Source organism: Wolbachia endosymbiont (group B) of Germaria angustata (genome assembly GCF_964026725.1).
GTDB classification, from domain to species: Bacteria; Pseudomonadota; Alphaproteobacteria; order Rickettsiales; family Anaplasmataceae; genus Wolbachia; species Wolbachia pipientis_C.
Map to the genome: position 1 here is coordinate 1,194,983 of NZ_OZ034691.1, position 13,811 is coordinate 1,208,793.

Genomic DNA, 13,811 nt, shown 5'->3' on the forward strand with positions numbered 1-13,811 from the left:
TTCAACTTTCATTTTTATCACGCATCCCAAATAATAAAGGTCCGTTATAACTCATTCCCATTATTTTTCCGGCTACTGCTGATAATGACGTATAAAATTCTTCTCTGTAGATTAAACCCTTATCTGTTACCATTACCGCATGCGTCTCTTCCCCTCTCTCTAGTATTAATTCTGTCCCTTCTACTGGTAATTTATCGCTACTTATTCTTTTTCCCTTCTCTAGCCGATCTGCCAGATACTCTAGTCTTTTTGCTCCTTTTCTTGACATTTCTCCATATACTTTTTCCTGCATTCTATAAGCTAATCTTGGTATCAGATATTTCTTTGAGTATCTAGGCGCTTCCTCTCCATATACCTTCTTCCATATTTTTTTCAGCTCATCCAAAGGTTTTCTCTCTAAATTCATTACCTTCTTTTCTATTTCTACACTTTTTTCCATATCTTTTAGCCTCTCACAATTTCTCAAATAACTTTTCAATTCTGTCTGTTTCTTTCTTTAATACCTCGGCTATTTCTTTGCTATTTTTCGCATAATCTATTGCTGTCATTCCAAATTTATCCGCTTGCTCTATTTCTCCTCCAGCTTTCACTAGCTCCTCCACTATTTCTTTTTCACCTACCATGCACGCAAGGTGTAGAGGTATGCATTTATTTCCATATTCCTCAGCATTTACTTCTGCTCCTGATTTTATCAATTCTCTCACGATTTCTAGACGTTTCTCCGTTACCGCTAAGTGTAGTGCTGTATAACCTCCTACATCTGCTGCATTTACATTCACTCCTTTTTCAACTAATACCCTCACTGTTTTTGCGTTTATTGCATAATGCAGAGCTGTTCTTCCATTCTCGTCTCTTGCATAAATATTTTTATATGAGTTCTCTAATAATTCTTTTGCTGACTTATTAAATTTGCCAAGCTTTAACATAATCCACCTCACCTTTTCTTTAAATTTAAATCCCTCTTTTAAAGCTTCCTTTTCGCTACCTCATCTATCATTTCGTTCACTTGGCTCATTATCTTGCTTGCTAAATTTTTACATTCTTCCTTTATTAGCGATTTGTCTCTCTTCCTTATTTCTCCTATCTCTATTATTTTTAGCTCCGGCATGTAGCTCCCATTCAACATGTCTGCTATTTCTCCCACTAGCCTCTCTATTCCATAGCATGTCAGTTCTCTACTTTTTGTTACTCCACCTTTTTCTCTCAGAAATTTGCTCGCCTTTTCACTCTCTTTGCTATCACATAGACGATACTTTTCACTTTCCCAGATGTAATACATTGGTGTTGCACCATATTTATTCAGTTGATTAACCTCAGCCCCTGCTTTTACTAGCTCTTTTATTATTTCAACTCCTGCTCCTCCTATTTTGCACGCAGAGTGCAGTGGCGTACATCCAGTAACATATTGAGTGGCATTTACTTCAGCTCCTTCCCTTAGCAGCACTTTTACATTTTCTAAACTTTTTGCGAATACTGCACAGTGTAGTGGTGTATAACCATTTTTATCTCTTGCATTAAGGAGAGTAGACCAGTGGAACTTCCCCACCAGTCTCTCGCAAAACTGTACGTAAACCTCTTGATTTATACAGCTTCCATTATTCAGCCTTTTGGCCTAACCCTAGTGTCCAGTGATAGAAAATATCCGGAGACCTCTTTCTCACCTTTCCTAGAAATTGTCTTGCTAGTCTTCCGTGACTCCTGAGTCTCTTATATTTCCTTTTCACCCACTTTTCTAGATGCCGCTCTATATTCTTTAGAGATTTGTATACTTCAGTTCTGTAAAATTTGCCATAGTACTGATACCAGCCTCTGACTATTGGATTTACTTTTCCTGACATCTCCTCTAATGTTATATGCGTATTTCGTAGCATTTTCCATGACCTTATGGTTGTAGTAATCTTTTTCTTGGCCTTGTTGCTAATTGCTGGGAGAAATGAGACAAAATATTTCCCTATTTTATTTCTTGCTAACCTGGGTCTGAATGTGTAACCCAGAAAATCAAAACTTTGTTTAGGAAATCCACCACTCCTATTGTCATCCTTACAGTACACTATCTGTGTCTTTTCAGGATGTAATTTCAACTTATACTCAGCCAATCTTTCTTCGATCATTACTTTCACAAACTCTGCCTGTTTCTCTGTTCTGCAGTGTACTATCGCATCATCCACATACCTCTCAAATGGTACCGTCGGGTAGTTCTTTTTCATCCATATATCAAACACATGATGCATGAATATATTAGAGATGATTGGGCTAATTGAACCTCCTTGCGGAACTCCTTTATCCCTAACTACCTTACTGCCATCTGCTTGCTGAATGGGGGCTTTCATCCACCTCTCAACATACAGTATGACCCATTTGCAGTCTGTGTGCTTTTTGATAGCTTGCAATGCCAAGCCGTGGTCCAAATTGTCGAAAAATCCAGATATATCAAGATCTATCGTCCAATCGTACCTCCAGCATCTTTTACGAGCTGTATCTACCGCATCCAGTGCAGACTTATTTGGTCTATAACCATATGAATCCTCATGAAATTTTGGTTCTACCAGCGGCTCTAGATACATAGCAGCAGCCGTTTGCCCTATCCTGTCGAATACTGAAGGAACACATAAAATTCTTTGCCCTCCTGTATCTTTTGGTATCGCAACAGCTTTTACCGGCTCTGGAAAATAACTTCCGGATGACATCCTATTCCATAGTTTGTACAGATTATCTTTTAGATTTTCTTCAACCTTTGTTATCGAAACCTCATCCACACCAGCAGCACCTTTATTTTTCGATACTTGTTTATAAGCTCTCCAAATAAGTTGCTTTGATATATCAAAAGACTTTGTTTTACTCATTAACTCCTCCCTTTCGGTTGATAAATCATTAAAACTAAATAACTCAGCCCCTTCTCTCGATTTCCATTACAGAAACTTCTTCACTACTACGAGCTGATCCGCCCCTGTTTTTCGCATCGGTACTCTCATCCTTAGAGTTTAGCTCCTTGGATTTCTCCCTTATCATCGAAACGACAGGTTCCCGTAGTTCCACACAATAGCCTGAAATGGATTCATGCCACCTTTATGCCGGACGCCATCTATCCAGTAAACAAGCTCCCGATAGATTTATCCCAGGTTACAAACGACCCCCTGGTTTTGACGTCATTTAAAAGGTTTCGACACTTCATCAGTGGTTCACTTTCGTTCATCTCTCTATTCCTTACATGACATATAATTATGCCTTTTCCATAACGCTCACTACCTTACCAAAGCAGCTTATGGTTGTTTGAAGCCTGCTCTTGTAAACCGGCTCCGAGGGACCTACCCTCATCTACTGTGCAGCTTTTGCACTTAGTTTGCTCTTACTTGAACATTCTTTGTATCTCTACGGCACACCATTCGCTCCTTTTTTTATTAATAATCTCACTGTTTTGTAATCAGAGATTTCCACTGCTTGGTGCAAGATCGTCTCTCCTTCTTCATTTCTTTTATTAATATCGTTACTTGATACTTCTTTAAAAAACTTACTCTTGCTAAAACTCATTTCATACCTCACAAAATTAGCTTTTCTAGCGTCAGATAAATTTCTTATGTTTACCTGCTGCTATTCAAGTTATGTCCTTTTTAACATGAGAAAGCAAGTCCTTTTCTTTTTATTTCATATATTTTAACCTATTATTAATATAATATATGAGGATCTAAATATAAGTACTTAACTTATTATAGATATTATTTGACTATCTTTCCAACTTCTGTGCAAACGTCGATGTTCGTGCCATTTCAGTACTCCTGGGTAAAATACTAAAATGTGCTTTTCTAATTCGTGCATTGAGTCTTTTTGCTCTGAATCTAATTCACTTTCAAAATGAATATTGTGCTCTGCTAAAACATATTTTCTGACCTTCTGATCTGTATAATTTTCTACTTTATAGTTGTGAGTAACGCTAAATCTTTCTAAAACTAAAATTGGCTTGTGTTTTAAATTCCAATATTGCCCTGAAAGTTTATCGCTTCCCAATACAAATTTATTTCCTCTTTCTTCTACGCTACTAACGGGAAAGCACGTATTTATGTCTCCTAAATCCCAACTGTCCGATAATATAACTTGCGCTTTTGCAAACTTTATTTCTGGTAATAAGCTTTGTGGTAGTGGATATAGTGCTTTTAAGTTATACCACTGATGACTTCTTTCATAAATGCCTTTGTAATCCTTTGTGTGAGGCTCTGTTTCCCCAAGCACTGCTACATCTAACCGATATATGTCATTACTAAATGCTTGCTCATAATAAACACGAAAAGTGCTAAACTTAAAACTTGGATTTAAGACTTTTAGCTCAAATGCGTTCTTCCGACCAAATGATAACACTGGTCCATCTTTTTCTATTTTTACCCCTGAATAGTCAGAAAGAAGATCTCCAAATAAACTCTCATCCAATATAAATCTCTGCGCATTATAATAATCGTTAAAAATCCTCATCAATCTGGATCTTACAGGCAGTGATAGTTTTGCCAGCTCTACTACTGCATCTACAAAAAAGTTATTTGGAACATCCCTTATCCCTATCTGCAGCTCAAAGAAGTGCTTACCAGGTGGCTCCTCGATAATCGTAATGTCTTCTATATTCGCCCATTTTAGTGCTATTTTAAGTGATGCAGGTGTTCCACGTAGTCTTTGAAATTTTACTCCTTCTATTACAGCTTTTCTTTTATCCTTTATCCAACGTAGAATTTCTTCTAGCCCGTATTCCTCAATCAACCATGGTAGTATTTCTTCTTCTAATCTAAATTTAAATCCTCTGATACAGCTTGGATCTACCTTATAATCTATTGCATCAACCAGTGCTTGCTCTTGTTTTGTTGCATTTGGGGGTAATAGCATTACTCAACCTTTAAATTTCGCAAATTTGCACATTCATTACCTAGAACCACAACATCCTCTTTTGGCTCGATTAATTCCACATTTTCTACACCATCTACAAATAAATTTGCTATTATCCAAGATCTTGTCACACTCCACCCTAATCTTTTTGCTAATTCAAACTTCTGAATAAACTGCTTCTTGATTTCCTCCTTCGATATTACAGGACTTATGCTCATTCTGCTGTGAATATCTATTTCCGTAATATTGCAATCAATTACTGTTATTGTATCTGTTAAAACCCTTATATCATCTCTAGTAACCTGCTTTTTTACAATTTCAAGTAGTTCTTCTGACACCGTGGATAACTCTGTGGATAAAATTGAGATCTGCACGCTTCCAGGTACTGGTGACTCAACTAACGCATCTTTTACTCTACTATCTGCTGACAGTGCATGATAACGATAATTTCCTCCTGTTGACCACCCCTTTATTTTTGCTTTGATTCTTTTTCTAAACCGTTCATCATTTTCCTCTTTTTGTCTTTCTACTCCATAAAACTCAGCTAAATTATCAAGATCTTCTCCCGTTGCAAATTTTAGTAAATTGCTCTTTACTGCTTCATTTATTCTTTATCTTAGTAACAATTCCCTCCATGCTGCTACTTCTAATACCTTCATCGCTGGGTCACTTTCTACTAGTGCTGTAAAACTTTCATCTCTACGCACTAACTCTTCCTTCATTCTCGAAAATATTTCCTCGAAACTTAGCTTTTCTACAATATTTGGCAACTGCATACTTATATAACCATTCCATCAAAGCAAATGTTTTTCCCACTTGGTACGTATAATCCTTCTAGGTCAAGCGTTACTTTTCCTTCTTTTACCTCTGTCATTTTTACTTTTTCTAACTTAAATCTCCTCTCAAATTTCCCCAGTGCTTCTGCTGTTGCTGCATAAATTTCTAGTGTTAAATCACGATTAACTGGCTTATCTACTAATTCAAATAGCCTTGAACCATAACTTCTCCTCATTATTCTACTGTTTACTGGAGTGGTTAATATATCAATAATTGATTGTTTAAGATGGTCTATTTCTTCTAACGCTTTTCCTGTTTTAGCATCCATACCCTTCATTTCTATTTTGCAAAAAAGACGCTTTCACTGCCTTTTATTACTTTAAACCCACATGAAACTATATCTCCTACTCTTCCTACACCATAACCATTTGCAAACACTGTTTTTGATCCTTGAATCATTACTTTTCCTTCACTAAAACTGTCTCCTTGTCTACATATTGACTTACCGTTTACAAAAACATTATTACTTCCGCTAATGCAGAAATGTGGTATAGCTTCTCCACAGTAGTCTCCTAACCTCACTATTCCTTTGTTCAATTTAAGTCGATCCTTTCTGCTTTCAGTTTTATTCCACTTTTCGTCATTTCTATACTCGATCCTCCAGCCTTAAGTGTTATTTTATCCACTACTTCAATTCCTAAATGATGTTTTTCCTTATCATATGTAAACTTCGTCCCATCTTGAAACTTTATACTATTTATTTCTTTTTTATTCTCTGATGTAGGGTACTTTTCCTAATATATTCCTGGTAATACTACTCCTAATGATAGTTCACCAAGAGGAGAAAATACCACAACTTGTTCATCGATATCTGGCGGACACCAATCTCTATCTTTTCCTGCTTTGCTTGTTATCCATGGCAGATAATCTGTCACAATATCTCCTATTTTCACTCTTACCTTAGCTTTTTCATAATCTATTTCTTTTACAACTCCTATACGAACAATATTGGCCAGTTTCCTCTGTAGTTCCGAAATTGCAAAATTATTTTCTAACATTTATTTCACCGATTTCTATTTTATGTGGCATAAATTTTCCTTCTTTCCAAATAGATCGCCCTACGTGTATTGTATGCACCCATTCAACCATCCACACTAAATATGCATCGAGCTCTGGTCTAAAGTCATCTCCTCCTCCTGATATAAATTCTCCCGGTGAAACATTTTTCACGTTCCAAGTATTTTTATTTACTACTCTCGCAACTTCTGTGGCTAATGATCTCACAATTATTGAGGCATTCTCTACCGTGCTATCAATTACTATTCGTGCTTCAAATCTTGCTTTCAGCGCTAATTCTTCTGTTCCAGGATCATCTCCTTTTTCAAGACTGCTAAGTTCTACAAACACCGCTGGCGCTAATAATTCTTTTCTTATTGATGGATAAATTTCACAGGTTTGTATAATGGATATTTCTCTCTTTAGTGTAGTGCAGATTGCGTTATGCAAATTCTTCCAACTCATACTCTATAGCTCAATTCACGTTCAAAAAACTTTGTAAAGACTTTCTCAACTTCATAATTGACAAGATCTCTTATTACTTTTGATGCTTCTGGTTCCAATGCCAATTTAACTTCCTTTATCGGCAATGCTGCCCTTCCTTCACGTTTAAACATACCGCTATTTCCTTTTGGCATCACTGCTGCAAATCCTCCTATAAACTCATGCTTTCCTACTTTCGATCCTCTTCTTGTTTTTTGTATTTTGCCAATTGTCGATGCTCTAATGTCATAGAGATTTGCTCTAATTAACACTTCTAATCTGCTAGTTTTCACCTTAAAAATTCTTAATCTCTTTCTTATCAAACTTAATTTTATCTTCTTTTCCTCACTAATTTCTTTTGCTATCTTCAATTTTAGCCATAGTGCTGTTCTGTTTAACGCTCTCACTATTGCTAATTCTATTTTTCTTCTTTTAGCATTTACATTTTCTATTACCTCAACTTCTATATGAATAGACATTTCACACCCCAGACGCTTCGATTCGCCAGACCATTCCAGATTTATCTCTAAGTGGTGGCGTGTTTATTTTGTATCTGCAACCACCTATAACAAAGATATCTCCTACCATTGGCCTCAGTACATCAAAAATGCTTACCTCAAGAAAAAGCATCTCTCCTACAAATTGTCCTTCACCAATCTCGTATAATTTATCTGGCTGTTGCTTTAATACCTGTACCATATATGACTTATCCTTTGATTTATATAAAGCTAACTCCCCTAAATGGATAAGACAGTCTTCTAACAAACTCCTAAGAACCTTTTTCATCTATCGGCTCCTCTTTCATTAGTATATAACCAAATTCCTTTGCTTTTTTAAGCAAATTTTTGACTACTCTCTCTTTGTAAAGTGTTTCATAATAGTTCATTCCTTTCTCTACATATTCTTGTCCATATTTCAACATTTGATAAAAGATACATGCTAATTTCCTTGCTGTCGCAGTTATTGCTTTTGGTGCTCCTAGCCTTTTTTTCAGCCTTCTACTATATGCACCTATTGCACTTTTGCTTCTCAACACACAATGGGCAGCCATTCGAAATGCATTCGCAGCGCGGTTAATAACTTTACGAGTTCCTGTTCCAACAATTTTTCCTCCTGTAATTTTATTAGCAGGGCTTAATCCAAGCCAGGAAGAAAAATGTTTTTCTGTTGGCCATTTATTATGATTTATACCTGTTTCCGAAATGATAGTTTGTACACTTAATACATCAAATCCCGGGACTTTAGTAAAATCTATCCCGGTTATTCGATTTAAATCCTCATCCGCAGCAAAATCTGGACCATTCTTCTGCTTCCACTTTCGTATTTTATTCAACATCCTGTTCTCATTTGACTTTGCCTCAAATGTTTTATAGTAACTCTCTATACTTTTATCACATTCCGTTATTTGCTCTTGAAAAAAAGTATATGCTGCATATTCTTGTTTTAGTGCAAACAAGTGTTCTTCTCTATAGTCTCCTGTTAATGCTTTTGCTATAGTAGGCTTGTCATTCTTCATGTTTGAATTTCTAAATTCAGCTAGTTTTTGGGGGTCTTTCTCTCCTTCAATTATTGCTTTAATAATTTTCATGCCTGTTAAACCGTTGATATCACTAATAACCTTATGCAATTGAATATTCATTTGAATTAGCGCTTTTTGCATACGTTGAGTATGTTTAGCTGCATTTTCAATTAGATTAGCACGTTGTCTAACGTAACTACGCAATACACACATTTGATTATCCGGTCTAAATGATCCTTGAAGCAGTCCATAGCTGTGCAATTGTTGCAGCCATTGACAATCCTGAACATCAGACTTTCTACCAGGCACATTTTTGACATGTCGCGCATTTACTAGTTTTACCTCAAATTTATATGATTCTAATATTTGAAATAAGGGAATCCAATATACTCCAGTTGACTCCATGGCCACAGTTCTAACCTGACACTTTTTTAACCACTTTGCTAAGTTGTGTAGATCTACTGTAAAGCACCCAAATTTTTGGATACGTTGTTCATCTCTTCCTTCAGGTGCACATACATAATGTACAGTCGAGCCAATATCAATCCCTGATGCGTCAGGGTTTATTATTTTTAATTTACTTTTTGCTTCTGCCATATAAAATTCCTCCTATACTATTATGATAAGAAGCACTTCAGCTTGGGACGGTTAGGTTATACAATCTTCTAAACGAGGTAGTCCAGAAAGAACTCCATCAATGGCTTTACCGTTTCCCCCAAAACCATGCTTTCAAACGGGCATTTATAGCACCATTGATTGTTTCGGTTATAGCTGCAGAAGCGCTTCTTCGTAAAACTATATCCAAAAAACATAAAGTAAAGAGAAAGAGTTTCTTTTTGGTTTTATAGATTTCGTCTGTTCAGGCTTTCAGTGATAAATTTTCAGTAGATCTTTTATGCAAATCATATACTTCAGCATAAATGGATTCTTCCGATACGCTCAACTCTTCTAATGAGTTACTAACCTTAGCGTCATATACCTCATCATAGATGGGCTCTTTTAAAAGTAAAATATCATCATGCTCAAAAATTCTAGGAGGTTTTTTAGGTGAGTTGGCCTTAAATTTTAGCTCTACTTCCTCTTTAAGCTTGTCACAACTTTCCGTTTGTTTCAAAATCTCCAATATTTCTTTTCTTTCTTTTTTTATTAGCTCACCAAGCACTAAACAACATTTTTCTTTACGATCTTTGAGACTGTCCTTATCTCCGTACTGCATAGCTTCTGATGCTCTTTTGTATTGAAGGATTACATTTCCTATACTATTATTTATTTCACTAATATTTGCTCCAGCACTAATAAGTAACGTCATTACATTATGATCAAGATTTGTTACTGCATACTCTAAAGCTCGATTTAAAGTTTGATCATTATTCAAGTCAAATGACCCCTTGTTCCTAAAAGGATTAATTCTAGAAAAGAGTTTTTCAAAGCTGTTTACTATATTATGAAGACTTAAAGCTAGCCTCAAGCCTCTTATATTGCTATTTCTAGCGGATTTAATTAAAAAACTATCTACTATACCCATGATTGTACCCCTCTATACAAAAGCTCACCATTGTGGTACAATTTTAAACTATAACGATTTATTTTATATTAATAACCGCTTTTCACACCCACTTAACAAGAGGCGGCATCGACATCATAATTGCATCGGGGTTACCATTAGTCATTAAACCAAACCTTGTACCACGATCATAAAGAAGATTGAACTCCACATATCTGCCACGTTTTATCAATTGTTCTTCTCGTTGTTCTTTTGTCCAAGATTTTTGCATATGTTTGTGTATGATGTGTAAATAAATTTCTAAAAAGGCTTCACCTACTGCTTTTGTGAACTCAAAATCATTTTTCCAGTTGCCAGAAGTTAGATTGTCATAAAAAATTCCACCAATACCACGTGGCTCTTTTCTATGTTGTAAAAAAAAGTAATCATCACATTGCTTTTTAAATTTCGGATAATATTCGATGTTGAACTCATCGCAAGTTGCTTTAATTGATTCGTGAATATACTTGCAATCTCCCTCATCTTTATAAATTGGAGTAAAGTCCATTCCTCCACCAAACCATTGTTTTGAGGTATATATCAGCCTTGTGTTCATATGTGCTGCAGGGATAAGGGGAGATTGCATGTGAGACACTAAAGATATACCGCTTGCCCAAAACTCTCCATTGCTTTCACTTGCACCAGGAATTTCATTAATGGCTGAGTCTTCGAGCTTTCCGTATACTCTTGAAACGTTTACTCCAACTTTTTCAAAAATATTACCAAAGATAATTGTAGATTCACCACTTCCTCCACCTGGTCGGTTCCACTTTCTTTTTTCGATTTTTGGTTCTGTGAATGACTGTACCTCAATTGATAAGAAAGATTCGGTGATCTTGTTTCTCAGTGTGCAGAACCATTCAAATGCTTGTGTCTTTTGTTTTTCCATAATGCCTTCTATTGGCTTATTAATATTATTGTACTCTATATTTACAGGACTTAATTAGATTGGGATAGTAACTACCCATCAAGGATGTTAATAAATCTATAATAATTAAATCAATATAGTAGAATATTTTTATATGTGCAAGGATGCCAAGCAATAATGAGTAAAAGATACATAGATAACAAAAAAGAGAACAGAGTTGACTTCATACTAAGAAATTATGGGATGTCAATTATTGTGATGGCAGTCATTATGTTCTTACCTCCAATAGCAATATCAGTACTCTATTTTTCTAATGTATATAGTCAGCATGTTAATATAGAGATTAATTTATTAATTAGCATTCTAATGACTCTCTTTGTGGTATATAATATAAAACGTTACAAGTATCTACTTAATATCATAGAGTTTCAAAATACAATATTTGCAAATGCGCTGAATCATAATACAGAGTTTTGTCTCATTTTACATAAAGATGAGGGTATTATTTATGCTGATGCGAGGTTCTACGAAAGGTTTAAAGATCACATAAACGATGATGTTACGCTAGATAAAATTCTTGAAGCAGGAGATGTGTCAGAAAAAGACAGAAAATCACTCTATCATGCGTTAAGAAATAACACTTCTGTAAAAGTATGCATTTCCTTAAGCAAGAAGAGTAGAATATCTAACTTTCTTTTGCTCTCTGAACCAATACCGGATAATCCACAAATTGCTATAAATAGTAATAAGACTTTAAATTTATCATTAGCCCCAATAGCAAGACCGAATGGGTATTTTGTACTGAAGGCAACACAGGTAAACAAAGAGCAGGTATATGAAGAGTTGATAGAGAAACACAATATAGCAACTTACGTTGCAAATACAAAAGGAGGTATCTTATCTGTAAATAAAAGATTTTTAGACATGTTTGAACTAAAAAAATTGGAAAAAGGTAGCTCAATCAATGATTTTATATCTCAATCTAAGTATGACGATACAATAACCAGAAATGAAATTATGTTTTTTACTATAAGCGGTGCTCCATTTAAGGCTTATATGAGTACTGCTATATTTTGTGATAAATACAATCATAGCTATATACACGGCTTTATAACACCAACTGAATCAAATATTGTTGATTATCAACTACACCCTTGTTTTACAAATTCGTCAATTGCTATTGCACAATGCGACATAAATGGCAACTTTATAAAGAAAAATATAGCATTAGTAAAACTTGCGGGGTCAAATAATGGTTCTATCTTTGCATTGATATCAGATGGTTATCATATGAAAGTGCGTGAATATTTTTCAAGTAATAGGATAAATAATGCGTCCTTTGACGTGCAGCTCAATGGCGGTAATAACATGAAAATATATTTTAATAAGTTTCTTCATAATAAAGTGATGTTCATACTTTGTTATTTTATTGATAATACTGAACGTAAAAAACTAGAGATAAAACTTGAGCATTATCAAAAGGTGCAAGCTATAGGGCAATTAGCAGGTGGTATTGCACATGATTTCAATAATATATTAACCGGAATAATAGGATTTTGTGATTTGCTTTTACTCCAGCACTCAGCTAGCGATCCATCTTTTGGAGATATAATACAGATACAGCAAAATGCAAAACGTGGGTCAAATTTAGTAAGACAACTGCTTGCTTTTTCAAGAAGACAGACTTTGCAGCCAAAGATTATTAATGTAAATGGTACGATAGCTAATCTTTATGAAATGATCAAAAGATTAATAGGTGAAAATATAAAATTTAATATTTATTATGGTAGCGATTTGGGCGCTGTTAGGGCTGACCAAGGACAATTAGAGCAAGTTATGCTTAACTTAGCAGTTAATGCTGGTGCTGCTATGGAAAAGGGGGGAGAGTTAACTATACGAACCTTTAATCAAAAGGTTGATTCATTAAATTCTACACCTCAGGATATGTTTTCTCCAGATAAGGAAACGATTGAACATGGGAATTATGTTGTGATTGAAGTGATTGATACTGGATGTGGAATGACGAGTGATATAATTGAAAAGGCATTTGATCCATTTTTTTCTACCAAAGATATTACTTCTGGTACAGGTCTTGGCCTCTCTACTGTATATGGCATTATTAAACAAACCGAAGGATACATCTATGTTGCTAGCAAAGTGAATCATGGAACTAAATTTAGCATATTTTTGCCCATAGTTTACATATCGGATGAAAATGATAAAGAGGAAGATAGTAAAGAAATAGAGAAACCGGTAGAGATTAAAGGTAATGGTATAATTTTATTAATTGAAGATGAAGATTCAGTAAGGGAATTTACTGCTAAGGCTCTTACAAGAAAAGGATTTAATGTAATAGAAGCGAGTATAGGCAGCGAGGCACTAGAGATCATTAGAAAAAAAAATCAACACATAGATCTAATAATCACTGATGTAATCATGCCAGAGGTGAGTGGTCCAGAAATAGTTAAAGAAACATTGATACATAGGCCAAACATCAAAGTTATTTTTATTTCTGGGTATGCAGAGGATGCTTTTTTAAAGAGCGATGAAATCAATATAGAAGACTTCCATTTTTTACCCAAACCATTTACTCTGAATGAGTTAGGAAATAAGGTTCAAAGTGTGTTACACAAGACAAAAAAAGGCAGTTTACTTTGAGCATGATTGGCAACAAAAAATTTTTCTAATGCAAAAATTTCTTG

General features: G+C 35.1%; 15 protein-coding genes and 3 pseudogenes. 1 reads left to right on the forward strand and 17 read right to left on the reverse strand.

Features of this window, described 5'->3' with window-relative positions; translation table 11 throughout:
- Position 1 precedes the first annotated feature (1 nt).
- The 17 genes and pseudogenes from AAGD63_RS05755 to hemF all read right to left on the reverse strand — a co-directional run bounded on the left by AAGD63_RS05755 (position 2) and on the right by hemF (position 11,130).
- The gene (locus AAGD63_RS05755; RefSeq protein ID WP_341813326.1) at positions 2-439 is read right to left on the reverse strand and encodes a DUF2924 domain-containing protein; all 438 of its coding nucleotides are present in this window, start codon (positions 437-439) and stop codon (positions 2-4) included.
- 13 nt (positions 440-452) lie between these two features.
- On the reverse strand, positions 453-926 hold the full coding sequence (locus tag AAGD63_RS05760; RefSeq protein WP_341813327.1) for an ankyrin repeat domain-containing protein: 474 nt from the start codon (positions 924-926) through the stop codon (positions 453-455).
- 38 nt (positions 927-964) lie between these two features.
- On the reverse strand, positions 965-1,546 hold the full coding sequence (locus AAGD63_RS05765) for an ankyrin repeat domain-containing protein (RefSeq protein WP_341813328.1): 582 nt from the start codon (positions 1,544-1,546) through the stop codon (positions 965-967).
- A gap of 49 nt (positions 1,547-1,595) precedes the next feature.
- Positions 1,596-2,843, reverse strand: coding sequence for a group II intron reverse transcriptase/maturase (gene ltrA / locus AAGD63_RS05770; protein ID WP_341813289.1), 1,248 nt, complete (start codon positions 2,841-2,843; stop codon positions 1,596-1,598).
- A 43-nt stretch (positions 2,844-2,886) separates the two neighbouring features.
- On the reverse strand, positions 2,887-3,036 hold the full coding sequence (locus AAGD63_RS05775) for a hypothetical protein (protein ID WP_265024380.1): 150 nt from the start codon (positions 3,034-3,036) through the stop codon (positions 2,887-2,889).
- Between the two features lie 348 nt (positions 3,037-3,384).
- Positions 3,385-3,528 (reverse strand): annotated as a pseudogene (locus AAGD63_RS05780) (ankyrin repeat domain-containing protein); the annotation flags it as partial.
- Positions 3,529-3,696: 168 nt separating this feature from the next.
- The gene (locus AAGD63_RS05785) at positions 3,697-4,863 is read right to left on the reverse strand and encodes a phage tail protein (protein ID WP_341813329.1); all 1,167 of its coding nucleotides are present in this window, start codon (positions 4,861-4,863) and stop codon (positions 3,697-3,699) included.
- Positions 4,863-5,639 (reverse strand): annotated as a pseudogene (locus AAGD63_RS05790) (baseplate J/gp47 family protein). The gene AAGD63_RS05785 and the pseudogene AAGD63_RS05790 overlap by 1 nt, the downstream one beginning before the upstream one ends.
- A 2-nt stretch (positions 5,640-5,641) precedes the next feature.
- Positions 5,642-5,977 (reverse strand): GPW/gp25 family protein, encoded by a 336-nt coding sequence (locus AAGD63_RS05795; RefSeq protein ID WP_341813330.1) that lies wholly within the window; start codon positions 5,975-5,977, stop codon positions 5,642-5,644.
- Positions 5,978-5,979: 2 nt separating this feature from the next.
- Positions 5,980-6,237 (reverse strand): PAAR domain-containing protein, encoded by a 258-nt coding sequence (locus tag AAGD63_RS05800; protein WP_208571775.1) that lies wholly within the window; start codon positions 6,235-6,237, stop codon positions 5,980-5,982.
- Positions 6,234-6,698, reverse strand: a pseudogene (locus tag AAGD63_RS05805) (phage baseplate assembly protein V). Before AAGD63_RS05805 ends, AAGD63_RS05800 begins: the two are co-directional and overlap by 4 nt.
- Positions 6,685-7,161, reverse strand: coding sequence for a hypothetical protein (locus AAGD63_RS05810; protein ID WP_341813331.1), 477 nt, complete (start codon positions 7,159-7,161; stop codon positions 6,685-6,687). The pseudogene AAGD63_RS05805 and the gene AAGD63_RS05810 overlap by 14 nt, the downstream one beginning before the upstream one ends.
- On the reverse strand, positions 7,158-7,658 hold the full coding sequence (locus AAGD63_RS05815) for a phage tail protein (RefSeq protein WP_341813332.1): 501 nt from the start codon (positions 7,656-7,658) through the stop codon (positions 7,158-7,160). The genes AAGD63_RS05810 and AAGD63_RS05815 overlap by 4 nt, the downstream gene beginning before the upstream one ends.
- 1 nt (position 7,659) lies before the next feature.
- The gene (locus tag AAGD63_RS05820) at positions 7,660-7,965 is read right to left on the reverse strand and encodes a hypothetical protein (RefSeq protein WP_341813333.1); all 306 of its coding nucleotides are present in this window, start codon (positions 7,963-7,965) and stop codon (positions 7,660-7,662) included.
- Positions 7,949-9,295 carry an IS110 family transposase gene (locus tag AAGD63_RS05825; RefSeq protein ID WP_341813038.1) on the reverse strand — a complete coding sequence of 449 codons (1,347 nt, stop codon included), beginning with the start codon at positions 9,293-9,295 and terminating at the stop codon, positions 7,949-7,951. The genes AAGD63_RS05820 and AAGD63_RS05825 overlap by 17 nt, the downstream gene beginning before the upstream one ends.
- A 262-nt stretch (positions 9,296-9,557) precedes the next feature.
- The gene (locus AAGD63_RS05830) at positions 9,558-10,223 is read right to left on the reverse strand and encodes a hypothetical protein (protein WP_341813334.1); all 666 of its coding nucleotides are present in this window, start codon (positions 10,221-10,223) and stop codon (positions 9,558-9,560) included.
- Between the two features lie 82 nt (positions 10,224-10,305).
- Positions 10,306-11,130: an oxygen-dependent coproporphyrinogen oxidase gene (gene hemF, locus AAGD63_RS05835; protein WP_006014503.1), complete on the reverse strand. Its 825-nt coding sequence runs from the start codon at positions 11,128-11,130 to the stop codon at positions 10,306-10,308.
- A 156-nt stretch (positions 11,131-11,286) separates the two neighbouring features.
- Between hemF and AAGD63_RS05840 the strand changes: the two genes are divergently transcribed.
- On the forward strand, positions 11,287-13,767 hold the full coding sequence (locus AAGD63_RS05840) for a response regulator (protein WP_341813335.1): 2,481 nt from the start codon (positions 11,287-11,289) through the stop codon (positions 13,765-13,767).
- Positions 13,768-13,811 lie beyond the last annotated feature (44 nt).